The sequence below is a fragment of the Shinella agrisoli genome, from assembly GCF_046557955.1.
Lineage (GTDB): Bacteria > Pseudomonadota > Alphaproteobacteria > Rhizobiales > Rhizobiaceae > Shinella.
The window spans coordinates 84,620-109,709 of the sequence record NZ_JBJIEP010000007.1 but is presented as its reverse complement, the minus strand read 5'-3'; the positions used below and the strand labels follow the sequence as shown (position 1 = coordinate 109,709).

Here is a 25,090-nt window from a genome sequence, read left to right as displayed (position 1 = left end):
CGGCAAATTGTCAGGGAGAAGCGCGGGGCCGGGCAATGGACGGATCGGTCTTTAGCTTGTACAAATCGAACATCGAGAAACAGCGCCGCCGCGATGACCAGACCCGTCCCGACCTACGATCTCTACGGCGAACGCACCGGAAATGCGCCGGATTTCTGGTTGCACTGCGAAACGATCCCGTCGCGCAGCAGCCTGCACCGCTACGAGATCGGCCTGCACCGGCATGAGGGTTTCTTCCAGATCCTGTACATTTCGTCCGGATCGGGCGATGCGCTGTTCGGCGGGAAGCGGTCGGCGCTCGCCCCGCCCGCCATCGTCACCGTGCCGCCGGCGGTCAGCCACGGCTTCCGCTTTTCGCGGGACATCGACGGCTATGTCTTCACTCTGCTCGCCTCGCACCTGCGCCTTTCCGGGCAGGCGGGGCGTTTCACGGCAGAACCGCGCGTGACGCCGCTCGATCCCGGCGACCCGGAAGGCGCCTTCGTCGTCTCGACGCTCGAACGTCTCGCGGCCGAGTGGGCGGGGCGGCGCAGCGGCCGCACGGACCTGATGGAGGCCTATCTCACCTGCGTGCTGACGCTTTCGGCGCGGCTGTGGAGCCGGGACGATCCTGCGGAGGGCCTGGGCGGGACGGCGCGGCGCATGGAACGCCTGAACGGCCTCATCCAGCAGCATTTCCGCAGCCAGAAGCCGGCGAATTTCTACGCGCAGGCGCTCGGCGTCTCGCCGACGCACCTCAATCGCCTCGTCAAGGCGGCGACGGGTCTGACGGCCCATACCTATATCGGGCGCAAGCTGATAGACGAGGCCAAGCGCGAGCTCGTCTTCACCGAGAGGCCGGCACAGGAGATCGGCCTTCGCCTCGGCTTTGCCGATCCCGCCTATTTTTCCCGCTATTTCCTGCGCGAGACGGGCGACACGCCGCGCGCCTGGCGGCTCAGGGAGCGCGCGCGGCTGGCGGCTCAGTCGCTGGAATAGCGCTCTTCCCTCCAGGGATCACCGCGCATGTGGTAGCCGTTGCGTTCCCAGAAGCCGGCCTGGTCGCCGGGCAGGAAATCGATGCGCGCCAGCCACTTGGCACTCTTCCAGAAGTAGAGGTGCGGCACGACGAGGCGCATCGGCCCGCCATGCTCGACGGACAGCGGCCGGCCCTCCCAATGGGTGGCGAGGATGGCGTCCTCGGCGGCGAAATCGGCGAGCGGCAGGTTGGTCGTGTAGCCGTCATAGCTCGTCAGCATCACGAAATTCGCTTGCCGGCGCGGCACGACGATCTCGATGAGGTCGCGCGCCGCCACGCCGTCCCAGCGGTTGTCGTAGCGCGACCAGGTGGTCACGCAGTGGATGTCGGAGCGTTTCTGGCTCTGCGGCAGCGCCAGGAACTCCGTCCAGCTGAACGACATCGGGTTCTCCGCGCCGCCTTTGACGTCGAGCCGCCAGCTTTCCGGCCGGATCACCGGCTGCTGGCCGAGGTCGAGCACCGGCCAGTTCTTGACGAGGTGCTGGCCGGGCGGCAGCCGGTCGGTTTGCGACCGCAACGCGCGGCCGGTCAGGAATTTTCCCTGGTCCGCCCATTGGCGCTTGGTACGGATGAGCTTGCTTTCCTCGTCGCTCATGGCGGCCTCCTGGTGCAGTGCAAAAGGTGGGGTCGCCACCCGGTCCCTGTCAAGGAGCGGTCAGGCAAGCACCTGCCTGAGCGCGGCCTGCACCTCGCGCATTGCCGGCAGGTAGCGTTCGACCATGTCGTCCGTTGCCGCATGGGCGGCCGGCGCGCCGATGTTGAGCGCGGCGACGACGCGCCCGCGGGTATTTTCCAGCGGCACGGCGATGGAGCGCAGGCCGATCTCGAGTTCCTGGTCGATCAGCCCATACCCGTTCCGCCGCACACGGGCGAATTCTTCCATCAGCGCATCCGGATCGGTCTTGGTGAAGGGCGTGTTCGCCCGCCGGTCGGAGGCTTCGACGATCGCACGGGCTTCCGCCTCGGGCAGCGCGGCGAGCAGCACGCGGCCCATCGAGGCGCAATAGGCCGGCAGCCGCGAGCCCGGCATCAGGTTGATCGACATGACGCGTTTCTGCGCGGCCCGCGCCACGTAGACGATCTCCGTCCCGTCGAGCACGGAGGCCGACGCGCTCTGCCCGACCTTCTCGGACAATTGGTCGAGATAGGGCTGCACGAGCCGGGGCAGGGGTGTGGCGGAAAGATAGGCATGGCCGAGCCGCAGGATCCTCGGGGTCAGCTCGAAGAACTTTCCGTCATAGGCGGCATAGCCGAGTTCGGCGAGCGTCAGCAGGCAGCGCCGCGCCGTCGCCCGGTCGAGGCCGGTCTCCCTCGAGACGTCCGTGATGGTGAGGCGCGGCTTTGCCTCGCCGAAAGCCTCGATGACCTTCAGCCCCTTGGCGAATCCGCCGATGAAGTCCGTTTCGCGCATCGATGCCTCCAGCCATGCGTGCGGTTCGCCGAGATGCCGCATTTTGTGCGAATATTGAACAAAAGTCAAATAACGCACAAAAGCCGTTGCCGCTTTTCCCATTCGGATTTACCTCTGTGGCCGACAACGGGAGTTTTTGCATGGACAAGACCATCGGAAGCCTTGCGGAGGCCGTCGCGGAGATTGGCGACGGTGCGGTTGTTATGATCGGCGGCTTCGGCGGCTCGGGTGCGCCGATCGAGCTGATCCACGCGCTGATCGACAAGGGTCCGAAGGACCTCACCGTCATCAACAACAATGCCGGCAACGGCCGCATCGGCATCGCCGCGATGATCGACGCCGGCATGGTCAGAAAGATGATCTGCTCCTTCCCGCGCTCCACCGATCCGCGCGCCTTCACCGACCGCTATCTCGCAGGCGAGATCGAGCTGGAGCTGGTGCCGCAGGGCACGCTCGCCGAGCGCATCCGCGCCGGCGGGGCGGGCATTCCCGCCTTCTACACCCCGACGAGCTACGGCACGGAGCTCGCCGAGGGCAAGCCGGTCGCCGAATTCGATGGCCGCATGTATGTGCAGGAGCGCTGGCTGAAGGCGGATGTCGCGCTGATCAAGGCGCATGTCGGCGATACGCACGGCAACCTCACCTACAACAAGGCTGCCCGCAATTTCAGCCCGCTGATGTGCATGGCGGCGGCGAGAACCATCGTGCAGGTCTCGAAGCTGGTGCAGCCGGGCGGCATCGACCCGGAGCATGTCGTCACCCCCGGCATCTTCGTCGACGGCGTGGTGGAAGTCGCCGATCCGAAACAGGAAGAAGACCTCATCCGCGCAGGAGTGGCCTACGCATGACCGTCGACACCAGAGAAGACATAAAACTCTCCAACGCCCAGATCGCCTGGCGCGCCGCGCAGGACATCGCCGACGGCGCCTATGTCAATCTCGGCATCGGTTTTCCGGAGATGGTCGCGCGCTACCAGCCGGAAGGCCGCGAGGCGATCTTCCACACGGAGAACGGCATCCTCGACTTCGGCGAGGCCCCGCCGGAAGGCGAGGAGGACTGGGACCTGATCAATGCCGGCAAGAAGGCCGTGACGCTGAAGCCGGGTTCGGCCTTCTTCCACCATGCCGACAGCTTTGCCATGGTGCGCGGCGGCCATCTCGACGTCGCCATCCTCGGCGCCTACCAGGTGGCGGAGAACGGCGATCTCGCCAACTGGCGCGTCGGCTCCAAGGGCGTGCCGGCCGTCGGCGGGGCGATGGACCTCGTGCACGGCGCAAGGCAGGTCGTCGTCATCACCGAGCACGTCACGAAGAAGGGCGAGCCGAAGCTGGTCGAGCGCTGCACCTTCCCGCTCACCGGCGTCGGCTGCATCACCCGCATCTATACCAGCCATGCCGTCATCGACGTTGCCGACGGCCGCTTCGTGCTGCGCGAGAAGCTGCCGGGCATGACGATCGAGGAACTGCAGGCCATGACCGGCGCGAAGCTGCATCTCGACGGCCCCGTCGCCGATCTCGTCGTGCCGGAACTTTAAAGGAAGACCCATGTCCGAAGCCTATATCTGCGACTATATCCGCACGCCCATCGGCCGCTTCGGCGGTTCGCTTTCCGCCGTGCGCGCCGACGATCTCGGCGCCATCCCGCTGAAGGCGCTGATGGCGCGGAATGCCGGCATCGACTGGGAAGCGGTCGACGACGTCGTCTATGGCTGCGCCAACCAGGCGGGCGAGGACAACCGCAATGTCGCGCGCATGTCGTCCCTCTTGGCGGGCCTGCCCGTTTCCGTATCCGGCACGACGATCAACCGGCTCTGCGGCTCCGGCATGGACGCCGTCATCGCCGCCGCCCGCGCCATCAAGGCGGGCGAGGCGGAGCTGATGATCGCCGGCGGCGTGGAGAGCATGAGCCGCGCGCCCTTCGTTCTGCCGAAGGCGGAGACGGCCTTCTCGCGCAACGCCGAGATCTACGACACGACCATCGGCTGGCGCTTCGTCAATCCGCTGATGAAGACGCAATACGGCGTCGATTCCATGCCCGAGACCGGCGAGAACGTCGCGGAAGATTTTTCCGTCTCGCGCGAGGACCAGGATGCCTTCGCCGTGCGCTCGCAGGCGAAAGCTGCCGCCGCGCAGGCGAACGGACGGCTGGCGAAGGAGATCGTGCCGGTCACCATTCCGCAGCGGAAGGGCGATCCGGTCGTGGTCGATAAGGACGAACATCCGCGTGCGACGACGATCGAAGCGCTCGCCAGGCTGCCGACGCCCTTCAAAAAGGAGGGCGGCACGGTGACGGCGGGCAATGCGTCGGGCGTCAACGACGGGGCGGCGGCGCTGATCATAGCCTCCGAAGCGGCGGTCAAAAAGTACGGCCTCACGCCCATCGCCCGCATCCTCGGCGGCGCGATGGCGGGCGTTCCGCCGCGCATCATGGGCATCGGCCCGGTCGCGGCCACCGAACGCCTGTACGCCCGCCTCGGCCTCACCCCCGCCGACTTCGACGTGATCGAGCTCAACGAGGCCTTCGCCTCCCAGGGCCTGGCGACGCTCCGGCAACTCGGCATCGCCGACGACGCCGAGCACGTCAATCCGAACGGCGGGGCGATTGCACTCGGTCACCCCCTCGGCATGTCCGGCGCCCGCATCACCGGAACCGCCGCCCTGGAGCTCAGCCTCACCGGCAAGAAGCGCTCGCTCTCCACCATGTGCATCGGTGTCGGACAGGGCATCGCCGTCGCGCTCGAACGGGCTTGAAGGCGGGAGGGCAATAAACGCGCATTGACACGTGCCCTGCCCTCCTGCACCCATGCGGGCCGTTAATCTCACTTGTCACGGCCTGCCCATGTCCAAGACTACCCGCGCCACCCAGGCCCTCGCGAAGGCCGGTGTTTCCTTCACCGTCCATGCCTACGACTACGATCCCGGCGCCGACCGCGTCGGCATCCAGGCGGCCGCGGCGCTGGGGGAGGACCCGTCGCGCGTGCTCAAGACGCTGATGGTGGAGGTGGATGGCAAGCCGGTCTGCGTCATCGTGCCCTCGGACCGCGAGGTCAGCATGAAGAAGCTGGCGAGCGCCTTCAAGGGCAAGTCGGCGAACATGATGAAGCCGGCCGATGCCGAGCGGCTGACCGGCTTCGTCGTCGGCGGCATCAGCCCCTTTGGCCAGAGGAAGCAGGTGCCGACGGCGATCGAGGAGACGGCGCTGGCGCACGAGGCGGTCTACATGAACGCCGGCCAGCGCGGGCTCCAGGTGCGCCTTTCCCCGCGCGACGCCGCGGCGGCGCTGAAGGCGACCGCCGCGCCCGTCGTCGCCTGACCTTCTCATCCGCCGTCCGGCGCACTAAGTTCGCCTTATCGTTCGCAAACCAGACAGGCATGCCATGACCCATCCAGCCAACTCCGCCTCCCCCGTCGACGCCGCAAAGCTCGACAAGCTCGCCGAAGTCGCCGTGCGCGTCGGCCTTCAGCTTCAGAAGGGGCAGGATCTCGTGATGACCGCGCCGATTGCCGCGCTCCCCCTCGCGCGCCTCATCACAAAGCACGCCTATAAGGCCGGCGCGGGCCTCGTCAGCACCTTCTATGCCGACGACGAGGCGACGCTGGCGCGCTACCACCATGCGCCGGACGAGAGCTTCGACCGGGCCGCCGGCTGGCTCTACGAGGGCATGGCCAAGGCCTATGCCAATGGCGCGGCGCGCCTTGCCATTGCCGGCGACAATCCCATGCTGCTGTCCGGCGAGGATCCGGTGAAGGTCGCCCGCGCCAACAAGGCGAACTCCACCGCCTACAAGCCGGCGCTGGAGAAGATCGCCAATTTCGATATCAACTGGAACATTGTCTCCTATCCGAATCCCTCCTGGGCAAGGCAGGTCTTCCCGAACGATCCGGAGGATACGGCGGTGGAAAAGCTTGCCAATGCCATCTTCGCCGCCTCGCGCGTCGACGTCGCCGATCCGGTCGCCGCCTGGGCGCAGCACAATGCGAACCTTGCAGCGCGCTCGGCCTGGCTGAACGGCGAGCGCTTCGCCGCCCTGCATTTCAAGGGGCCGGGCACGGACCTGACGGTCGGCCTTGCCGACGGCCACGAATGGCACGGCGGCGCCTCCGTGGCGAAGAACGGCATCACATGCAATCCCAACATCCCGACGGAAGAGGTCTTCACGACGCCCCATGCGCTGCGCGTGGACGGCCATGTCTCCTCCACCAAGCCGCTTTCCCACCAGGGCACGCTGATCGACGACATAAGGGTGCGCTTCGAGGGCGGCCGCATCGTCGAGGCGAAGGCCTCGAAGGGCGAGGCGGTCCTGAACAAGGTGCTGGATACGGACGAGGGTGCGCGCCGGCTCGGCGAGGTGGCGCTGGTGCCGCATTCCTCGCCGATCTCGGCGAGCGGCATCCTCTTCTACAACACGCTGTTCGACGAGAACGCCTCCTGCCACATCGCGCTCGGCCAGTGCTATTCCAAGTGCTTCCTCGACGGCGCGAGCCTGACGCCGGAAGAGATCCGGGCGCGGGGCGGCAACGAAAGCCTCATCCATATCGACTGGATGATCGGCTCCGACAAGGTGGACATCGACGGCATCCGCGCCGATGGAAGCCGCGTGCCGGTCATGCGCGCCGGCGAATGGGCGTGATGCCGAACAAGGCGAGGGGTAGCGGAAGGGCGTCAGCGGCAGGCTGACGGCTGAGCGCCGGAGGGCGTGGGCATGCGCGGCGTAGTCGTCGCCGGGGTCGCCTGCGCCCACTGGCTGAGCCAGACGCTGCCCAGCACCACCACCATGCCGGCGATCTGAAGCGCGCTCAGATCCTGCCCGAGCAGCGCCCAGCCGAGCACGACGGCGACGAGCGGGCTGAGGAAGCCGAGCGGCGAGATCATCGCCGGGCCGAGCCGCGACAGGCCGCGAAACCAGACGATATAGGTGAGCGCCGCGCCGATCACGCCGAGATAGACGAAGCCGAGGAGGTTGTCCGCCGTCGGCGCCGGCAGGGCCGGCTCGAAGACGAGTGCGACGGGCACGAGCAGGAGGCCGCCGGCGGTCAGCTGCCAGGCGGTGAAGGTCAGCGGCGGCACCGGCGGTTGCCAGTGGCGCGAGAGCACCGTGCCGAAGGCCATGGAGACGGCGCCGGCAAGGCCGGCCGCAATGCCGATCGGGTCGAGGCTCGCGGCAGGTGTCAGCACGAGCAGGGCCACCCCGCCGATGCCGGCAAGGCCGGCCAGGACCGAGAGCGGCCGGATCGCCGTTCCCATCACGGCGCGCGACAGGCCCAGCACGATCAGCGGCTGGACGGCGCCGACCGTTGCCGCGACGCCGCCCGGCAGGCGATAGGCGGAGACGAAGAGCATTGCCCAGAAGAACGAAAAGTTGAGCCCTCCCAGCAGGAAGGTGCGCGGCCACCAGATGCCCTCGGGCAGCCGGCGGACGAGGAGCAGCAGCAGAAGCCCGGCCGGGAGTGCGCGCAGCATGGCGACGGTCAGCGGATAGCCGGCAGGCAGGAGCTCCGTGGTGACGATATAGGTGCTGCCCCAGATGGCGGGCGCGGTGGCGGTCAGAAGAGCGTCCGAGGCGCGGGACATGATTTATCTCCATACAAAGAATCTTGAAGTCAAGATATAGCATTTTATCTTGACGTCAAGATGATCTCCGCCTTTAGTTCCGCCATGGATCACGTCGACAGAATTCTCGCCCAATGGAACCGCGAACGGCCGGACCTCGACGTCGCGCCGATGGGCCTGCTCGGGCGTCTCGCGCGGCTGCGCACGCATCTTGCCCGCGAGACCGAGAAGGGCCTGGCCGCGCACGGGCTCAATTCGGCAAGCTTCGACGTGCTGGCGACGCTGCGCCGTTCCGGCCCGCCCTACCGGCTGTCGCCGGGCGATCTGCTCGCCACCACGATGGTCAGCTCCGGCACCATGACCAACCGGCTCGACCAGCTGGAAAAGGCTGGCCTCATCGAGCGCGCGCACAATCCGGACGACCGGCGCAGCGTCATCATCGCGCTGACGCCGAAGGGCTTTGCGCTGGTGGACGAGGCGGTGAGCGCCCATGTCGAGAACCAGCACCGGCTGATCGAGGGATTGAGCGCACAGGAACGGGCGGCGCTGGACGGGCTGCTGCGCAAGTTCCTGAAGGAATTCGAGTGATCGACAGCCGATCTTGCCGAAGGGGACCTGCCGTGTTCTCCCTCAGATCCGGCCGGTGAGCCTTGCGACCCTTGCAAGATGCGCCTTGCGCTTCGCCTCGTCGATGCGGTCCATGTCGTAGAGGTTGACGAGCCTGAAATCGAGGCCCCTTGCGCAGAAGGCCGCGATGCCGCGCTTCAGCAGGCGTTTTACCGGATTGCCCATGTAGAGATGCACCACCCACCAGGGCGAACCCGTCGTGGTGAAGGCCCAGAAAAGGCGGATGTTGCCGAGCCGAGGCCGGATGCGTCCGCCGTCCGGATCGCTCTCGAAGGCGACGCCGGGTGCAAAGACCCGGTCGAAGAAACCTTTCAGGATGGCCGGGAAATTGAACCACCATTGCGGAAAGACGAGCACCAGCCCATCCGCCTGCTTCAGCCGGGAAACGAAGGGCTCCGCCTCGGACGGATCGTAGGCCGGCTCGAAATAGCGCGAGCGCTCGGAACGGCTCAGCCGCGGATCGAAGCCTTCGCGGTAGAGGTCCAGCACGTCGACCGTATGACCGTTTGCCGTGAGGGTCCCGCGCACCGTCTCGGCGACGCTTGCGGCAAAGCCTTCCTCCAGCGGGTGGGCGAGCACGACGAGGATGCGCATGGCGGCCTCAGAACAGCGAGCCCTGGCGCGGCGCGGGCTTTTCCGCTTCCGTCCTGGCTGCCTTCCTGCGCGGCGTTCCGCCGCCCGAGCCGGTGACGGCGTCCACCGTGCCGTCGGCGAATTCTATGGCGATGGTGCGGCCGGGGCCGAGCTCCGTTGCCCCCTTGACCGGCGTCCCCTCCTCGTCGCGCACCAGGGCATAGCCGCGCTTCAGCACGTTCCGGTAGGAGAGCGATTGCAACATGCGGTCCTGCGCCAGAAGCATGGCGCGCCGCCGGGAAAGGTCGCCGGCAAGCGCGCTTTCGGCCCTCAGCGCAAGACCCTTGAGCCGGTCGCGCGAGCGTTCGGTCTGCGCCTTGATGCGGGCTGGTGTCGCGCGCAGCGACACGTCGAAGGCCGAAAGGCGGGCGCCGAGCTGGTCCAGCCGGCGCTCGACGATGCGCTCGGCCCGCTGCAGGCGATCGGCGACGCGCTGGCGGCGCTCGGCGATGCGGGTAAGCAGCATGTCGGGCCGGAGATGCGCCGCCGTGCGCTCGAAGGCGCGGCGCTTGTCCGCCGTGTTCATCTGCAGGCCGCGCCCGAGGCCCGCGGCCGCCTCGTCGAAGCGGCGGCGCGGCAGGGCGAGAAGCTGGTCGAGCGAGGGCAGGGCCCGCGCGAGTGCGCGGACACCCTGCCGGCGGTTGTCCATCTGGCGGGCCGTGGCGCCGCTCAGGCGCGCGGCAAGCGAGGCGATTTCCGCGTCGAGATCGGCCTTCACCGGCACGGCCATTTCGGCCGCGCCCGTCGGCGTCGGCGCGCGCCGGTCGCTCGCGTGGTCGATCAGCGTCCAGTCCGTCTCGTGGCCGACCGCGGAGATCAGCGGGATCTGCGAGGCGGCCGCGGCGCGCACGACGATCTCGTCGTTGAAGCTCCAGAGGTCTTCGAGGCTCCCGCCGCCGCGCGCGACGATCAGCACGTCCGGCCGCGGGATCGGCCCCGCCGGATCCAGCGTATTGAAACCCTCGATGGCCGCCGCCACCTCCTGCCCGGAACCTTCGCCCTGCACCTTGACCGGCCAGACCACGACGTGAACCGGGAAACGGTCGGCGATGCGATGCAGGATGTCGCGGATGACCGCGCCGGTCGGCGAGGTGACGACGCCGATGACTTTCGGCAGGAAGGGCAGGGGCCGCTTGCGCTCCGCATCGAACAGGCCCTCGGCGGCGAGCTTGCGGCGGCGCTCTTCGAGCAGCGCCATCAGCGCGCCGGCGCCGGCCGGCTCCAGCGCCTCGATGACGATCTGGTATTTCGAGGAGCCGGGGAAGGTGGTGACCCTGCCGGTGGCGATCACCTCCATGCCCTCTTCCGGCTTGAAGCGCAGGCGCGAGAAGCTGCCCTTCCAGATCACCGCATCGAGGCGAGCCCGGTCGTCCTTCAGGCAGAAATAGGCGTGGCCGGAGGAATGCGGGCCGCGATAGCCGGAGATCTCGCCGCGCACGCGCACCTGGTCGAAGGCCTGCTCGATCGTGCGCTTGATGGAGCCGGACAGTTCCGACACCGAATATTCGGCAAGGTTCGAGGGCGAATCAGTCTCGGAAAAGAAGCTCATGGGCCAAGTGTAGTGCGTTTCCTCCCGGATGACAGGCCGCGGCAGGCGACATCCCCAGGGTCCGCTCTTCCTATTCCGGCTTCACCCGGTAGAGCCGCAGCGAGGCGTTTTCCATTCCCGCGATCGGTTCAAGATAATCCGGCACCTTGCCCTCGAGGAGGCCGGCATAAAGGCCGCCGGGTTCGGCCTCCGCGAGATCGACGGTCTGGTTGTCGTCCGGGCAGAAGGCGAGCAGCGTCACATGCGCCCCGCGCAGGAAGGCTTCCGCCTGCCGCGGATTGGAAAGGCCGATATGCAGCTCGGTCAGCATGCCGCCCTGGTTGCGGTGATAGGGCGCCGAGAGCACGCGGTGGCCGGTATGGCGGAGGATCGCCGCTCCGAGGTTGGACGGCCCGGCGACCACGCCGGCGGGCTCTGCGGCAAGCGGCATGATCGATGCCTCGGCGCTGCATGAGGGCCGCTCTGCCGCCGCGGCCGAAAGCCCGGCCTGCAGCACGTCCTGCGAGCGGCCGGGCATGAGTGCGCCGGCCAGCGCCCAGACGGCGGGCACCGAGGCGAGCGTCAGGCCGATGAAGGCAAACCCCTTCTTGAGGTTCTTCGGGTCGGCGTTGGAGGCGCGCCGGAGGTCCGCGATGGCAAGGCCGAGCGGCAGCGCGGAAAGCATGTTGGAGAAGATCGCGCCGCGGATCTGGACGAGCGAGACGGCGAAGGCCACGGCAAGCAGGGCGAGGACGACAAGGTGCGCCTCCGCCGCCTGCCGGCGCCGGATACGCCAGAGGCAGGCCAGCATGGCGATGAGGCCGGGCGCGTAGAAGCTGCCGACCGATCCCGGATCGAGCCTGAACTGCGCGACGGCCGACTGCGCCTCGATGACGCCGGCAAGCCAGAACGTCTTCAGCAGCGGATCGAGCGTGTCGAGCGGATTGGCAAGGCAGCCGGGCGCGATGACAAGGACCGATGCGGCGATGACGGCGCCCGCCCCGGCCAAGGCGGCGAGCCGGCCGCGCAGCGACCAGCCGCTCGTCAGCGAGGCCGTGAGGAACAGCGTGCCGCCGCCGAGCGTGGCGAGCGCATAGAAGCCGTAGGAAAGGCTGTCGCAGGTCACTTGCGTGTAGCGCGACGGCGCGACGGTCGCGAAAAAGGAGAGCGTGACCGTCAGCGCCAGCGAAAGGCCGAAGGCCGCGGCCGCCTCCCGGAAGGCCGGCCCGTGCCAGGCCCAGCGCAGCGCGACGACAAGGCAGACGGCGCCGATCAGCGGCGTCGTTTCCGCGCCGATGGCGATGGCGAGGCCGGCGAGCATCCCGGCGACGGCATGGTCGCGCGCCCGCATCCGAGGATCGAGCAGCATGGCCGTAATGCAGGCGACGAGCGCGAGCTGGACATTGTGGTGGTCGATGGAGCCCGGCCGGAAGCGGTTGAGCGCCACGACGAAGACGCAGGCGAGCACCAGCGTGGCATGCATCGCCATGCGCCCGCCCAGCCGGTAGGCCGCAAGGCCCATGCCGAAGAGCACGGGCACGACGAGCAGCACCGGCCATACGGCGAGCGCCAGCGCCTCGGCCTGCCTCTGTTCCGCGAACAGAGAGAAGAAGCCGATCAGGTTGGCGATCGGCAGGTCGATGAAGCGGGACCAGTGCATCGGCGTGCCGCCGGCAAGGCCGAGGCGGTATTGCGTCGTGTCGAACCAGCCCTGGCCGGCAAGAAGATCGCGCACCACCACGAGCCGCATCGTGTCGTCGTTGTCGGACCCGACATAGTCGGCCGCAAACGGCAGCGAGATGGCGAGCAGCAGCGCGATCGCGGTAAGCGCGTAGAGGGCGAGCACGCCGGGCGTCAGGCCCTTGCGGCGATCGGAGGTCTCCGGTTGTGCGAGCGGCAGTGCCGCCGGCAGGGATTTCGGCACGTTTCGCCCTTTCGTCCGCCGTTTGAAGCCAGCCGAAACCTAGCCTTAACCTTCTCAAGAAATAGTAAAACCACAGGTCGCATGCGCGGCCTGCCACGGGAGAACGCGCGCCATGACGGAAGCCTTGCTGGAAGACCTCGACATCGCCGTCCTGCTTCCCTGCTACAACGAGGCGCAGACGATCGGCGACGTCGTCACCGGGTTCCGCACGGCGCTGCCTTCGGCCCGCGTCTATGTCTATGACAACAACTCCACCGATACGACAGCCCTGCGCGCCGCGCTCGCCGGCGCGACGGTCGTGCGCGAACGCCGGCAGGGAAAGGGCAACGTGGTGCGCCGGATGTTCTCCGACATCGAGGCGGACATCTACATCATGGCCGACGGCGACGGCACCTATTCGGCCTGCGATGCGCCGGAGCTCGTCCGCACGCTGATCACCGAGGGCGCCGACATGGTGGTCGGCACGCGCCGCGGGGTGCATGCCGATGCCGGCCGCCAGGGCCACGCCTTCGGCAACCGCATCTTCAACTCGCTGTTCCGCTCGCTCTTCGGAAACGATTTCTCCGACATCTTCTCCGGCTACCGCGCCTTCTCGCGCCGGTTCGCGAAAAGCTTTCCGGCCGTCTCGGGCGGCTTCGAGATCGAGACGGAGATGTCTGTGCACGCCTCGCGGCTGCGCCTGCCCGTCGCCGAACTGGAGCTCGACTACGGCCGGCGGCCGGAGGGCTCGCACTCCAAGCTCTCGACCTTCCGCGACGGCGCGAGAATCCTCTGGATGTTCGCCATGCTGATGAAGGAAACGCGTCCCTTCACCTTCTTCGGCGCGATCAGCGGCGGCTTCATGGTCCTCAGCCTCACCTTCATGGCGCCGGTGCTCGGTGCCTATTTCCAGACCGGCCTGGTCGAGCGCATGCCGACCTGGGTCTTCTCGCTGGCGCTGATGATGATCTCGTTCCTGGTCTTCTCCGCCGGCCTGATCCTCGATTCGCTTGCCCGCGCCCGCGCCGAGCAGCTGCGCATCCATTACATGAGCCTGCCTGCGGGCCACGCCGGTCATCGCCGTGTGCGCGCGTCCGAGGAGACGGCGGTGCGCCCGCGCGCCGCATGAGGCGCGTCCTCCTCTTCGCCATCGTCGGCGGCGCCGGTTTCCTCGTCGATGCCGGCGTGCTGGCGCTCCTGCTCCGGGTCACGCCGCTCGGGCCGCTCGCCGCGCGCGTCATCGCCATCGCGGCCGCCATGCTCTTCACCTTCTGGCTGAACCGCACCTTCACCTTCGGACGAAGCGATCGCGGCCTTGCGGCGGAGGGCGCGCGTTACGGCGGGGTCGGCATCGGCGCCGCGCTCCTGAACTATGCGGTCTATTCGGCGCTGGTCCTCGCCTTCCCGACGCTCTGGCCGGTCCTCGCCGTCGCCATCGCCTCGCTGGCCGCGATGGCCTGGTCCTTCCTCGGCTATTCCCGCTTCGTCTTCGGCGCATCCGCTCCCTCGAAGTGAGCCCGCGTCCCGGCATCGGCCGGGAAGAAGCTCTCGATCAGCACGCCCTGCACCAATGCATCCTGCGCGGAACCGAAGGAGGTGAGGGTGGTGATCCAGTTGAGGCGCTTTGTGCCGATCTTCATTTCGATGGGCAGGATCGGCAGCCGGTCGGTCTCCGGGAAGGCTTCCAGCGCGGCCTTGACGTCCTCAGCCGCGGCCAGCCGCTCGATGCGCTTCAGGAGCGGGCTGCGCGGCCCCTGCAGCCAGGCCTCGGCGCGGATGCGGTGCACGAGGTCGGCGGCCGATTGCGCCCAGTTGACGACGATGGAGCGCAGCGGCGTCGGGCCGAGATAGGCATCGAGGAAATTGTCGCCCGGCGAGACCGCGATGCCCGCCATACCGGCAAGGCCGAGGAACGCCTGGTTGGCGGTCAGCACATTGTATTCGTGGTCAAAGACGACGCCGGGATAGGGATCGTGCCGGGCGAGGATGAGGCCGATCGCCTCGGCCACCGCCGGCGGAAAGGCGTCGAGGCTTGCGGCCGGCGCGGTCGCGAAGCGCGGGCGGAAACCTGCGGCGGAAAACAGCATGCCCTGGTCGCGCGCTGGAATGTCGAGCACGGCGGAAAGCCGGAGGATCATGCCTTCCGAGGGGCGCGAGCGGCCGGTTTCCAGGAACGAAAGATGGCGGGCGGAAATGCCGGCCTCGCTCGCGAGCTCCAGCTGGCTCATGCGCAGGTGGCTGCGCCATTCCTTCAGGTGTTCGCCGAATTCCATTCCTGCCTCCGTCCGTCTCTTCCGCGCAATAAACAGGAGACGCGGCATGATTTCCATTACCTCCAAGGTAGTTGGTTTGCATCGCGGTTCCCCGCAGGATCGGCTCATCGACAACGAAAGGAGCCCATCATGTTCGCCACGCTCGACCGCAACCTGCTGACGTCCGTCATGCTCGCCGACGGCATCTTCTCCCTTGTCACGGCCGCTGCCCTCTTCGGCCTGCCCGGCCCTATCGGCAGCCTCGTCGGCCCTCATGCGACGCCGGCCGTCGTCACCGGATTTGCGGCGTTCTTCGTCCTGTGGGGTGCCTTCCACCTTGCCGTCGCCCGGCAGGCGCGGCCGTCGTCCGCGGCGGTGCGCCTCGCCATCGCCGGCGATGCGCTCTGGGTCCTCGGCAGCCTTGCCCTCCTTCTCTTCGCCCGGGACGGGCTGACGCTCGCCGGCATGGGCCTCGTCGCGGTCGCTGCCGTCGCCGTTGCCGACATCCTGCTCCTCAAGCAGATCGGCCTTTGGCGGCAGCAGCGCGCCGCCCTCGCCTGAGCGGCATCCCCATCGCCCGTCCGCCTCCGCCGCAGGCGGGGGCGGAGGTCGTTTCAGGCCTCATGGCAAAGCCGCCGCCTACCCCAAGGGAGAGATTCCCCATCCATGGAAAATGCACTACCGTGGCGCCCGAACGAAAACGGGAGCCTGTCATGCGCGTTATCTTTTCCGAGGACCACAAGCTCAGGAACGCCCGCAGCGAGCTTTACGGCGGCGAACTCGTGCCGCCCTTCGAGGCGCCGTTCCGCGCGGAATGGATCCTGGCGGCGGTCAAGGATGCGGGTTTCACCGACGTGTCCGCGCCGGAGCGCCATGGCCTCGAAACCGCGCTGAAGGTGCACGACGCCGGCTACCTCGCCTTCCTCGAAACCGCCTGGGACCGGTGGAAGGCCGCCGGCTACCGGGGCGAGGCGATCGCCACCTCCTTTCCCGTGCGCCGCACCTCGCCGCGCATCCCCACCCAGATAGACGGGCTGCTCGGCTATTACTGCAACGCCGCCGAGACGGCGATCTCGCCCGGCACCTGGCAGGCGGCCGTCTCCTCCATGCAGACCGCGCTGACGGCGGCCGACATCGTGGCGGGCGGCGAGAAGGCTGCCTTCGCGCTCTGCCGCCCGCCGGGCCACCATGCCGGCATCGACAGTTTCGGCGGCTACTGCTTCATCAACAACGCGGCCGCCGCCGCCCAGCGCTTCCTCGACAAGGGCGCGAAGAAGGTCGCGGTCCTCGACGTCGACTTCCACCACGGCAACGGCACGCAGGACATCTTCTACGAACGCGGCGACGTCTTCTTCGCCTCGCTGCACGGCGATCCCGCCGAGGCCTTCCCGCATTTCCTCGGCTATGCGGAGGAGACCGGCAAGGGCGCGGGCGAGGGCACCACGCAGAACTATCCGATGCCGCCCGGCACGCCCTATCCGGTCTGGGAGGCGGCCCTTCTCGACGCGCTGAAGCGCATCTCGGCCTTCGGCGCGGAGGTGATCGTGCTGTCGCTCGGCGTCGACACGTTCGAGAAGGACCCGATCTCCTTCTTCAAGCTGACCTCGCCGGACTACATCACGATGGGACGGGCGGTCGCCGCGATCGGCCTTCCCGTGCTCGTCGTCATGGAAGGCGGCTACGGCGTGCCGGAGATCGGCCTCAACGTCGCCAACACGCTGAGGGGCATCGCCGGCTGACGCCGGCACATCGAGCGCAAAGGGCGGGTCGTCAAGCGATTCCGGCAAAAGCGCCGCCCTTTCATGTTCCTGCCGCAATCGCTAGGTTGAAGCAGAATCATCGAAGTCTCCGGGGACCATCCATGTACAAGAAAGTTGCGATTGTCGCGGTTGCCGCGGCCTATCTCTCCGCCTGCACGACGACCGATCCCTATACGGGCGAGCAGAAGATCTCGAACACGGCCGGCGGCGCGGCGATCGGCGCGGGCCTCGGTGCCGCGGCGGGCCTCCTCATCGGCAACAACCCCGTGCAGCGCCGCAACGCGGCCCTCATCGGCGCCGGCGTCGGCGCGCTCGCCGGCGGGGCGATCGGAAACTACATGGACACGCAGGAATCGGAACTGCGCGCGCAGCTCGAGGGCACCGGCGTCTCGGTCACGCGCATGGGCGACCGCATCATCCTCAACATGCCGTCGAACGTCACCTTCGCGACCGGCCAGGACCAGGTCATCCCGCCCTTCTACCCGACGCTCGATTCGGTCGCGCTCGTGCTGCGCAAGTTCGACAAGACGCTGATCGACGTGGACGGCCATACCGACTCGGTCGGCAATGCCGGCTACAACCAGGACCTTTCCGAACGCCGCGCCAACTCGGTCGCCAACTATCTCGCCGCGCGCGGGGTCGATCCGCGGCGCATGTCGGCCGTCGGCTACGGCCTGGAGCGGCCGATCGCCTCCAATGCGACGGAAGCCGGCCGCGCGCAGAACCGCCGCGTCGAAATCGCGATCTCGCCGCTGCGCCAGTGACGGGCGCCCGTCTTCGCTGCGGTGTCGCGAAGGGCCGTTCTCACGGCCCTTCCCTGTTCGGGGCCCATGCCAGCCGCTTGTAGTCGAAGCCGTATTTCAGCGTCGGCTTGACGATCTCGAAATAGGGCGAGAGGTCGAAGTCGCGCGGCGTATAGAGCGAGTGGTGGCGGATGTGCAGGATCTCCTCGCGCGAATAGGTCGAGGTTGCGGCCGCATGGCCGGGCGCGCGCATCACGTCCGGCAGGATCGGATAGCGGATCGCCTCGAAGGCTTCCGCGATCAGCGTCGAGCAGATCGCGCGCGTCGGGTCGCCCGAGCCGAAGGCGATCATGCGGCGGCGCCAGCGCACCGGCACGGGCGGCGTCGGCAGGAAGTAGCGCAGCATGTCCGTGATGTTCTTCAGGTCGTATTTCAGCCCGAGCCGCGAGACCATGAAGGCGATCAGCGTGTCGCGGTCCTCCGGCGTCAGCCCGACCGGGCGGCAGATGCGCGTGTTGTAGGTGCGGTACTTGGTGAGCGGCACGGCGACGCATCCCTCGCCGAGATTGACCTCGATGAGCTGCGGGCGCTCCGCCGAGGGCAAGGCCGCCTGGTCCAGCGTCAGCGGCACCTCGTCGCCCACGAAGAGCGCGGCGTGCGACCAGGTCGATTGCGTCAGGTACTTGATCGCCGCCGAGACCTTCTGGTTGCCCTCGACCAGCAGCACGTCGCCAGGCCGCAGCGTGCGCGCCAGCGTCTCGGGATCGGAGGGCGTATAGGGCTCGTAGCCGGAGGTCTGGCTTTGCAGCCGGTCGGCAAGCCTGCGGCCGAGGCGATCGAGCAGCGTGTCGCGGCTTGCGGAAAGCGGCTTCAGTCCGGCGGTCACGTCTCGTCCCTTACAATCTGCACGATGCCACTCTAGCCTCGCGCGCGACATCCTGTCGAGGTTGACCGCTGCACGTTCCATCCTATATTTAGAATAATTCTAAACTGGATGCCCGCAGATGTTCTCCCGCCTTCTCCACCCCGGCAAACGCAGCCTCGAATCGCTCGGCGAACAGGAAATCCTCGCCCTCGCCATCTCGTCGGAGGAGGACGACGGGCGCATTTACCTCGCCTATGCCGATGCGCTGCGCGACGCCTATCCGCATTCCGCCCGCGTCTTCGAGGAGATGGCGGCGGAGGAAAGCCACCACCGCCAGATGCTGATCGACCGCCACGTCGAGCGCTTCGGCGACCGCATCCCGCTGGTCCGGCGCGAATATGTGCGCGACTTCCCGGAGCGCAAGCCCGACTGGCTGATCCAGAACATGCCGCTCGAGAGGATCCGCGCGCAGGCGGAAGCGATGGAGGAGGCCGCGCACCGCTTCTATCTCACCGCCGCCGCGCGCACGCAGGATGCCGCGACACGCAAGCTGCTCGGCGACCTTGCGCTTGCGGAGAAATCGCACGAATCGCTCGCCAGAAGGCTCGGCGAGGAGCATACGCCCAAGGACGTGAAAGCGGAGGAGGACCAGACCGCGCGGCGGCAGTTCGTGCTGACCTATGTGCAGCCCGGCCTTGCCGGCCTGATGGACGGCTCGGTCTCGACGCTGGCGCCGATCTTCGCCGCCGCCTTCGCCACGCAGGACACCTGGCAGACCTTCCTCGTCGGCCTCTCGGCCTCCGTCGGCGCCGGCATTTCCATGGGCTTCACGGAAGCGGCCCATGACGACGGCAAGCTTTCCGGCCGCGGCTCGCCGGTCAAGCGCGGTCTTGCCTCGGGCATCATGACGGCCATCGGCGGCCTCGGCCATGCGCTTCCCTACCTGATCCCGAACTTCCTGGTGGCGACGGCGATCGCCGTCTTCGTCGTCTTCGTGGAGCTCTGGGCTATCGCCTTCATCCAGAACCGCTACATGGAAACGCCGTTCTTCCGCGCCGTGCTGCAGGTCGTGCTCGGCGGCAGCCTCGTGCTGGCGGCGGGCGTCTTGATCGGCAACGCGTAGAGAAGTTGTTTAGCGCCGCGTCGGACGGTTCATGTCGCGCACCACCCAGCGGAAGAAGAGATAAACGGCGACGCCCATGACGGCGAGCGGCAGGAGATTGGCGATAGAATCCATTTCGACCTCGATACCCTCCCGAAAAGGGAGTTAAGGTCGGGCTAATCGATCCGCAATGCGGGAAACGGCGACGGTCCGTTCACAAAACGCAAGCGGGGCGCTGTCGCCCCGCATCCGGTCATCACGCGCGCAGCGTGCCGCCCGTCGTCTTCACGACATTGCCGACGATCTTGGCCGTCAGCGCCTCGAAATCCTCGTCGGTCAGCGTCTTGTCGGTCGGCTGGATGACGACCTCGATGGCGATGGACTTCTTGCCTTCGCCGAGCGAGGCGCCCTCGAAGACGTCGAAGACGTTGACCGCCGCGATCAGCTTGCGGTCGGCGCCGTTCGCCGCGCGCACGAGGGCGCCGGCTTCCACGGTCCTGTCGACCACGAAGGCGAAGTCGCGCTTGACGGCCTGGAAGGGCGAAAGGTCGAGCGCCGGCTTGGTCCGGGTCGCCTTCTTCTTCGGCTCCGGCATGGCGTCGATGAAGATTTCGAAGCCGCAGAGCGCGCCGGAGACGTCGAGCGCGCCGAGCGTCTTCGGATGGAACTCGCCGAAATGGCCGAGCACGACCTTCGGCCCCATCTTGATCGTGCCGGAGCGGCCGGGATGATACCAGCCTGGAGCGCCCCGCTCGATCTGGACATTGCCCATCGGCAGGCCGCAAGCCTCGATCACGGCGAGCGCATCGGCCTTGGCGTCGTAGACGTCGACCGGCTTGCCGCCGCCCTTGGCGGCGTTCGACCACAGGCGGCCGGCGCCCGCGAGCGAAGCCGTGCCGCGGCGCACGCCCCCGGCCACGCGGCGCTGGCCTTCCGGCCGGTCGTTCTCGTAGGTGCCGGAGACCTCGAAGATCGCAACATCCCCATAACCCTTGTCCGCATTGCGCTGGGCGGCGGCCAGCAGGCCCGGCAGCAGCGAGGGCCGCATGTCGGACATGTCGGCGGCGATGGGGTTGGAAAGCGCCAGCGCCGCCGCGCCGCCGCCGAAGAGTTCGGCATGGGCCTTCGGGATGAACGACCAGGTGACGGCCTCCAGCATGCCGCGTGAGGCGAGCGCGCGCTTGGCGAGCCGCGAGCGGATCTGCAGCGTGGTCAGGATGCGGCCGTTCACCGTGCCGTGGCTTTCGAGCGGCGCCGGGCGGATATTGTCGACGCCGTGGATGCGCATGACCTCTTCCACGAGATCCGCCTTGCCCTCGATGTCCGGACGCCAGGAAGGCACCGCGACCGGGACGCTTTTCCCCGAGCCCGTGACGGTGAAGCCGAGGCGGGTGAGGATGTCCGTGCTTTCGGTTTCCGAGACGTCGAGGCCCGTCAGGCGCTTGACCTCGGAGAAGGGGAAGTCGATCACCTTGGGCGTGTAACCCTTGTAGCCGACGACGTCGGCCTTCGCCGGCGTGCCGCCGCAAAGCTCCAGCACCAGTTCCGTGGCGCGCTCGAGGCCCGGCACCATGTATTCCGGGTCGACGCCGCGCTCGAAGCGGTAGCGCGCATCGGTGATGATGCCGTGCGAACGGCCGGTCTTGGCGATGTTCATCGGGTCCCAGAGCGCCGATTCGATCAGCACGTCGACGGTGTTCTCGTCGCAGCCGGAATGCTCGCCGCCCATGATGCCGCCGATCGATTCCACGCCGTTGTCGTCGGCGATGACGACGTTGGAAGGGTTCAGCGTGTATTCGCGCGTGTCGAGCGCCAGCACCGTCTCGCCGTCCTTCGCGCGGCGCACGACGAGGTTGCCCTTCACCTTGGCCGCATCGAAGACGTGCAGCGGACGGCCCTGGTCGAAGGTCATGTAGTTGGTGATGTCGACGAGCGCGTTGATCGGGCGAAGGCCGATGGCGATGAGCCGCTGCTGCATCCAGCGTGGGCTCGGGCCGTTCTTCACGCCGCGCACGAGGCGGAGCGCGAAACCGGGGCAGAGGTGCTCGTCGCCACCGAGCTCCAGCGTCACCTTAACCGGCGTCTCGCCCTCGACCGTGAAGGACGGCGCCTTCGGCGTCCTGAGCCGGCCGAGGCCGGAGGCGGCAAGATCCCGGGCGATGCCGTGGATGCTCGTGCAGTCGGGACGGTTCGGTGTGAGGTTGATCTCGATGACCGGGTCGTCGAGGCCGGCATAGGCGGCATAGCTCGCGCCGACGGGCGCATCGGCCGGCAGATCGATGATGCCCTCATGGTTTTCGGAGATTTCCAGCTCCTTCTCCGAGCACATCATGCCGCGGCTCTCGACCCCGCGGATGGTGCCGACGGCAAGCGTCACGCCGATGCCGGGGATGTGCATGCCGGGCGCCGCGAAGGCGCCGACGAGGCCGGCGCGGGCGTTCGGCGCGCCGCAGACGACCTGGACCGGATCGCCCCTGCCGGTATCGACCATCAGCACCTTGAGCTTGTCTGCGTTCGGATGCTGCTCTGCCGAGACGACCCTGGCGATGACGAAGGGCCTGAAGGCCGCCTTGTCGTCGACGTCCTCCACTTCGAGCCCGATCGCCGTCAGCCGCGCGCAGATCTCGTCGAGCGAGGCGTCGGTATCGAGATGGTCCTTCAGCCAGGAGAGCGTGAATTTCATGGTTCTTTTCCTTCAGGTCTCCGTGGGGCAGACCGTCTTTCAGATGAATTGAAACGTTTTGCAAACGGGTCGGGTCAGGCGGCCTTCCCAGGGGCTTGGGCGCCGGGCGCCTTCCAGCCAAGCAGGAGGCCCTTAACGGAGATGCCCTCGTCGAGATCCGGCCACCAGACGCCGGAAAATTGCAGCTCCACGCGCGCCCGTTGCTGCGCCGTCGCATGGGCCAGGAAGGGATACCACCAGAGAGGTGCACGAATCTGGCGACCATCCGCGAGTGCGACATAGACGAATTCCGCATCGCAGACGGCAGAGACGGGACGCATCTCTTCGGTCTCAAACTCCAAAGAACTCATTCCACTTCTCCATCCAGTCGTTGCGGTTCTCGGCAATCTTGGCGGAGAACTCGGCAATCTCGCGGCTATTGTAGCCGTGGCTGTAAGCCATTTCCATGCTTTCGAGCCAGACCTTCGCCGATCTCGCATCCTTCACGACATGGACATGTGGCGGTTCCGGGCCATCGGAGGCGTAGAACCGGAACTTGTATCCATGCCAGATCAGCAGGGTCGGCATCGGTTCAAGCGCTCAAACCGCCAAACAGGGTCGGCATGTCGAGCGGGCGGAAGCCGTAGTGGCTGAGCCAGCGCACGTCGGCGTTGAAGAAGTCGCGCAGGTCCGGCATGCCGTATTTCAGCATGGCGATGCGGTCGAGCCCCATGCCCCAGGCAAAGCCCTGGTATTCGTCGGGATCGAGGCCGCCGGCGCGCAGCACGTTCGGATGGACCATGCCGCAGCCGAGGATTTCCATCCAGTCCGTGCCCTCGCCGAACCTGACGATCGGGCCCGACGAGCGGTCGCACTGGATGTCGACCTCGAAGGAGGGCTCGGTGAACGGGAAGAAGGACGGGCGGAAGCGCATGGTGACGCTGTCGACCTCGAAGAAGGCCTTGCAGAATTCCTCCAGCACCCAGCGCATGTTGGCGACGTTCGCGGTCCTGTCGACCACGAGGCCCTCGACCTGGTGGAACATCGGCGAATGGGTCGCGTCACTGTCCTGCCGGTAGGTCTTGCCGGGGATGATGATGCGGATCGGCGGCTTCTGCGCTTCCATCGTGCGCACCTGCACGGGCGAGGTGTGCGTGCGCAGCACCCTGCGCTCGCCGTTCTCGTCCGCGGGGAAGAAGAACGTGTCGTGCATCTCGCGGGCCGGATGGCCCTCGGGGAAGTTCAGCGCCGTGAAGTTGTAGTAGTCCGTCTCGATGTCCGGGCCTTCGGCGATGGAAAAGCCCATGTCGGCGAAGATGGCCGTGATCTCGTCGACGATCTGGCTGATGGGGTGGATGCGGCCGCGTTCGGCCGGCGAGGAGCGGACCTGAAGGCTGACATCCACCGTTTCGGCCGCAAGGCGCGCCTCTATGGCGGCGTCGCGCAGCGCCGCCTTGCGCTCGGCGATCGCCTCTGTCACGCGGGTCTTCAGCGCGTTGATCGCCGCACCGCGCGTCTGGCGTTCTTCCGGCGACATGGTGCCGAGCGTCTTCAGGAGCTCGGAGACGGAGCCCTTCTTGCCCAGCGCGCCGACGCGCACGGCCTCGATCGCCGCCTCGTCGGAGGCCGCGGCGACGTCGGAAAGGAGCTGCTGTTCCAAAGTGTCGAGTTCAGTCATCTTTACCTGCTTTGCTTGCGTCGGCCGGGCGGGGCGGCAGGAGGACCTGCGAGAGATAGCGGGTTGCGGCGAGGAAGCGCCGCAGATCACTACCCATGTGCACGCGCCCGATCAATCGGGTTGGCGACAAAAACTTGCCGAGGAACCTGAGCATTTCGGCCAGCTCCGCCTCGGCGGCGGGCGGCGCTGAAGCGCGCCAGGCGGCATAGGCCTTCTCCGCCGTCGCTTCGCCGAGGCGCGCGCGGTCAACGAGCTGGAGGAAGAGCAGCCAGAGGTCCCGCGCCTGGGCCGTTGGAAGCGGCATGGCCGCTTCCGGCTCCTCCTCGAAATCCATGAAGCCGATTCGCTCGCCGGCCATGAAGAAATCGCGCGGATGCGGCCGTCCATGGCAGAGGCCCTTGCCGTGGAGCGCGCCGAGATCGGCGGCGCAGGCGACGAGCAGCGCATCGTGCGCGGCGGGATCGGCGCCACGCAACGCGTCGAGGCGCGCCATCACGGTCGGCGCGACATCGGAAAGGACGAGCGCGCTGCCCGAGGAATAGAGCACCTCCGGCACGGGCACCCCATGTGCGGCGAAGGTTTCGATGCGGCGGATTTCCCGCGCGATCATGCCCTTGCTGTCGAGGTAGGGCGAGGGGCGCAGGAAGGGCTGGCTGAAGAGACGGGCGAGCATCGCCTGCGCCTTCGTCCAGACCGGCGGGCGCTCGGTGCCGTAGCGCTTGATCCAGACGGCGCCGAAGGAGAGGTCGACGCGCTCGACCCGCCGTGTCTTTCGGGTCAGCGCGGCAAGCAGCGTCTCGACGTCGCCGTCGGTCATCTGGGGGATCGCGTCGAGGTCGCTCAACCTGCCGTCCATGTCCTGTCCCGAGGTCCAAACAAAAACCCGCACCGGTTCCCCGGCGCGGGTTTCACAACGAAGCGAAGATGGTTGTGAGCGCCGGTTAGTTGACGGCGGCCTCAAACTCGTTCTTCGTGCCGGCTTCCTTGAGGTATTCCAGAGCCTTCTTGGCGGCCGCGACGAGCGCGCCGAAAGCTGCGGTCTCATGGATCGCCATGTCCGAAAGCACCTTGCGGTCGACTTCGATGCCGGCCTTGTTCAGGCCGTCGATGAAGCGGCCGTAGGTCAGGCCATGCTCGCGGACGGCGGCGTTGATGCGCTGGATCCAGAGAGCGCGGAAGTTGCGCTTGTTGACCTTGCGGTCGCGGTAGGCGAACTGCTTGGAACGATCGACCGCAGCCTTGGCGGCGCGGATGGTGTTCTTGCGGCGGCCGTAGAAACCCTTGGCTGCCTTGAGCGTCTTCTTGTGCTTGGCGTGGGAGGTTACGCCGCGTTTTACACGTGCCATGTCATGATCTCC

At 67.4% G+C, this 25,090-nt stretch carries 27 protein-coding genes; 13 read left to right on the top strand and 14 right to left on the bottom strand.

What is annotated here, in order from left to right; translation table 11 throughout:
* The first annotated feature begins 93 nt into the window (after positions 1–93).
* Positions 94–978 (top strand): helix-turn-helix domain-containing protein, encoded by an 885-nt coding sequence (locus ACIIOY_RS09450; protein WP_411034398.1) that lies wholly within the window; start codon positions 94–96, stop codon positions 976–978.
* On the opposite strand, the gene ACIIOY_RS09445 is transcribed toward ACIIOY_RS09450, so the two are convergent.
* Positions 963–1,613 carry a sulfite oxidase-like oxidoreductase gene (locus ACIIOY_RS09445; RefSeq protein ID WP_411034397.1) on the bottom strand — a complete coding sequence of 217 codons (651 nt, stop codon included), beginning with the start codon at positions 1,611–1,613 and terminating at the stop codon, positions 963–965. The two genes, ACIIOY_RS09450 and ACIIOY_RS09445, sit on opposite strands and share 16 nt — an antisense overlap.
* 60 nt (positions 1,614–1,673) lie before the next feature.
* Positions 1,674–2,429 (bottom strand): IclR family transcriptional regulator, encoded by a 756-nt coding sequence (locus ACIIOY_RS09440; RefSeq protein WP_411034396.1) that lies wholly within the window; start codon positions 2,427–2,429, stop codon positions 1,674–1,676.
* A 140-nt stretch (positions 2,430–2,569) separates the two neighbouring features.
* Between ACIIOY_RS09440 and ACIIOY_RS09435 the strand changes: the two genes are divergently transcribed.
* The 5 genes from ACIIOY_RS09435 (at position 2,570) to ACIIOY_RS09415 (ending at position 7,059) form a co-directional block, all read left to right on the top strand.
* The gene (locus tag ACIIOY_RS09435; protein WP_411034395.1) at positions 2,570–3,277 is read left to right on the top strand and encodes a 3-oxoacid CoA-transferase subunit A; all 708 of its coding nucleotides are present in this window, start codon (positions 2,570–2,572) and stop codon (positions 3,275–3,277) included.
* Positions 3,274–3,963 (top strand): CoA transferase subunit B, encoded by a 690-nt coding sequence (locus tag ACIIOY_RS09430; protein ID WP_411034394.1) that lies wholly within the window; start codon positions 3,274–3,276, stop codon positions 3,961–3,963. Before ACIIOY_RS09435 ends, ACIIOY_RS09430 begins: the two co-directional genes overlap by 4 nt.
* A gap of 10 nt (positions 3,964–3,973) precedes the next feature.
* Positions 3,974–5,179: a 3-oxoadipyl-CoA thiolase gene (pcaF, locus tag ACIIOY_RS09425; protein WP_411034393.1), complete on the top strand. Its 1,206-nt coding sequence runs from the start codon at positions 3,974–3,976 to the stop codon at positions 5,177–5,179.
* Between the two features lie 88 nt (positions 5,180–5,267).
* Complete coding sequence (ybaK, locus tag ACIIOY_RS09420) at positions 5,268–5,741, top strand: Cys-tRNA(Pro) deacylase (RefSeq protein ID WP_411034392.1); 474 nt, start codon at positions 5,268–5,270, stop codon at positions 5,739–5,741.
* 64 nt (positions 5,742–5,805) lie between these two features.
* The gene (locus ACIIOY_RS09415; protein WP_411034391.1) at positions 5,806–7,059 is read left to right on the top strand and encodes an aminopeptidase; all 1,254 of its coding nucleotides are present in this window, start codon (positions 5,806–5,808) and stop codon (positions 7,057–7,059) included.
* 32 nt (positions 7,060–7,091) lie between these two features.
* On the opposite strand, the gene ACIIOY_RS09410 is transcribed toward ACIIOY_RS09415, so the two are convergent.
* On the bottom strand, positions 7,092–8,000 hold the full coding sequence (locus ACIIOY_RS09410; protein ID WP_411034390.1) for an EamA family transporter: 909 nt from the start codon (positions 7,998–8,000) through the stop codon (positions 7,092–7,094).
* 84 nt (positions 8,001–8,084) lie between these two features.
* On the opposite strand from ACIIOY_RS09410, the gene ACIIOY_RS09405 reads away from it, so the two are divergent.
* Positions 8,085–8,567 (top strand): MarR family winged helix-turn-helix transcriptional regulator, encoded by a 483-nt coding sequence (locus ACIIOY_RS09405; protein WP_411034531.1) that lies wholly within the window; start codon positions 8,085–8,087, stop codon positions 8,565–8,567.
* 42 nt (positions 8,568–8,609) lie between these two features.
* On the opposite strand, the gene ACIIOY_RS09400 is transcribed toward ACIIOY_RS09405, so the two are convergent.
* The 3 genes from ACIIOY_RS09400 to ACIIOY_RS09390 form a co-directional block, all read right to left on the bottom strand.
* The gene (locus tag ACIIOY_RS09400; protein ID WP_411034389.1) at positions 8,610–9,200 is read right to left on the bottom strand and encodes an NAD(P)H-dependent oxidoreductase; all 591 of its coding nucleotides are present in this window, start codon (positions 9,198–9,200) and stop codon (positions 8,610–8,612) included.
* Between the two features lie 7 nt (positions 9,201–9,207).
* Positions 9,208–10,788: an exodeoxyribonuclease VII large subunit gene (gene xseA / locus ACIIOY_RS09395; RefSeq protein ID WP_411034388.1), complete on the bottom strand. Its 1,581-nt coding sequence runs from the start codon at positions 10,786–10,788 to the stop codon at positions 9,208–9,210.
* 70 nt (positions 10,789–10,858) lie between these two features.
* Entirely contained in the window at positions 10,859–12,691 is a 1,833-nt protein-coding gene (locus tag ACIIOY_RS09390) for a hypothetical protein (protein WP_411034387.1), read from the bottom strand.
* A 112-nt stretch (positions 12,692–12,803) separates the two neighbouring features.
* Here ACIIOY_RS09390 and ACIIOY_RS09385 point away from each other — a divergent pair, with 112 nt between their 5' ends.
* Positions 12,804–13,799, top strand: coding sequence for a glycosyltransferase (locus tag ACIIOY_RS09385; protein ID WP_411034386.1), 996 nt, complete (start codon positions 12,804–12,806; stop codon positions 13,797–13,799).
* The gene (locus ACIIOY_RS09380; RefSeq protein WP_411034385.1) at positions 13,796–14,185 is read left to right on the top strand and encodes a GtrA family protein; all 390 of its coding nucleotides are present in this window, start codon (positions 13,796–13,798) and stop codon (positions 14,183–14,185) included. The genes ACIIOY_RS09385 and ACIIOY_RS09380 overlap by 4 nt, the downstream gene beginning before the upstream one ends.
* Here ACIIOY_RS09380 and ACIIOY_RS09375 read toward each other — a convergent pair.
* Complete coding sequence (locus ACIIOY_RS09375; protein WP_411034384.1) at positions 14,143–14,943, bottom strand: helix-turn-helix domain-containing protein; 801 nt, start codon at positions 14,941–14,943, stop codon at positions 14,143–14,145. The two genes, ACIIOY_RS09380 and ACIIOY_RS09375, sit on opposite strands and share 43 nt — an antisense overlap.
* Positions 14,944–15,072: 129 nt before the next feature.
* On the opposite strand from ACIIOY_RS09375, the gene ACIIOY_RS09370 reads away from it, so the two are divergent.
* From ACIIOY_RS09370 to ACIIOY_RS09360, 3 genes are all read left to right on the top strand, one after another.
* Positions 15,073–15,483: a hypothetical protein gene (locus ACIIOY_RS09370; RefSeq protein WP_411034383.1), complete on the top strand. Its 411-nt coding sequence runs from the start codon at positions 15,073–15,075 to the stop codon at positions 15,481–15,483.
* Positions 15,484–15,635: 152 nt separating this feature from the next.
* Positions 15,636–16,661, top strand: coding sequence for a histone deacetylase family protein (locus ACIIOY_RS09365; RefSeq protein ID WP_411034382.1), 1,026 nt, complete (start codon positions 15,636–15,638; stop codon positions 16,659–16,661).
* 122 nt (positions 16,662–16,783) lie between these two features.
* Complete coding sequence (locus ACIIOY_RS09360; protein ID WP_411034381.1) at positions 16,784–17,446, top strand: YiaD family glycine zipper/OmpA-like lipoprotein; 663 nt, start codon at positions 16,784–16,786, stop codon at positions 17,444–17,446.
* Positions 17,447–17,486: 40 nt separating this feature from the next.
* On the opposite strand, the gene ACIIOY_RS09355 is transcribed toward ACIIOY_RS09360, so the two are convergent.
* Positions 17,487–18,311 carry a C40 family peptidase gene (locus tag ACIIOY_RS09355; protein WP_411034380.1) on the bottom strand — a complete coding sequence of 275 codons (825 nt, stop codon included), beginning with the start codon at positions 18,309–18,311 and terminating at the stop codon, positions 17,487–17,489.
* A 118-nt stretch (positions 18,312–18,429) separates the two neighbouring features.
* On the opposite strand from ACIIOY_RS09355, the gene mbfA reads away from it, so the two are divergent.
* Positions 18,430–19,413: an iron exporter MbfA gene (mbfA, locus tag ACIIOY_RS09350; RefSeq protein WP_411034379.1), complete on the top strand. Its 984-nt coding sequence runs from the start codon at positions 18,430–18,432 to the stop codon at positions 19,411–19,413.
* A gap of 235 nt (positions 19,414–19,648) precedes the next feature.
* Here mbfA and pheT read toward each other — a convergent pair whose 3' ends face one another.
* From pheT to rplT, 6 genes are all read right to left on the bottom strand, one after another.
* Positions 19,649–22,075 carry a phenylalanine--tRNA ligase subunit beta gene (gene pheT / locus ACIIOY_RS09345; RefSeq protein ID WP_411034378.1) on the bottom strand — a complete coding sequence of 809 codons (2,427 nt, stop codon included), beginning with the start codon at positions 22,073–22,075 and terminating at the stop codon, positions 19,649–19,651.
* 74 nt (positions 22,076–22,149) lie between these two features.
* Complete coding sequence (locus tag ACIIOY_RS09340; RefSeq protein WP_411034377.1) at positions 22,150–22,425, bottom strand: DUF2442 domain-containing protein; 276 nt, start codon at positions 22,423–22,425, stop codon at positions 22,150–22,152.
* A complete protein-coding gene (locus tag ACIIOY_RS09335; protein ID WP_411034376.1) occupies positions 22,406–22,642 on the bottom strand; it encodes a DUF4160 domain-containing protein in 237 nt (78 codons plus the stop codon). The genes ACIIOY_RS09340 and ACIIOY_RS09335 overlap by 20 nt, the downstream gene beginning before the upstream one ends.
* Before the next feature lie 4 nt (positions 22,643–22,646).
* Positions 22,647–23,732 (bottom strand): phenylalanine--tRNA ligase subunit alpha, encoded by a 1,086-nt coding sequence (gene pheS / locus ACIIOY_RS09330; protein ID WP_411034375.1) that lies wholly within the window; start codon positions 23,730–23,732, stop codon positions 22,647–22,649.
* Complete coding sequence (locus ACIIOY_RS09325; RefSeq protein ID WP_411034374.1) at positions 23,725–24,588, bottom strand: BUD32 family EKC/KEOPS complex subunit; 864 nt, start codon at positions 24,586–24,588, stop codon at positions 23,725–23,727. Before ACIIOY_RS09325 ends, pheS begins: the two co-directional genes overlap by 8 nt.
* Positions 24,589–24,673: 85 nt before the next feature.
* Positions 24,674–25,078 (bottom strand): 50S ribosomal protein L20, encoded by a 405-nt coding sequence (gene rplT / locus ACIIOY_RS09320; protein ID WP_411034373.1) that lies wholly within the window; start codon positions 25,076–25,078, stop codon positions 24,674–24,676.
* Positions 25,079–25,090 lie beyond the last annotated feature (12 nt).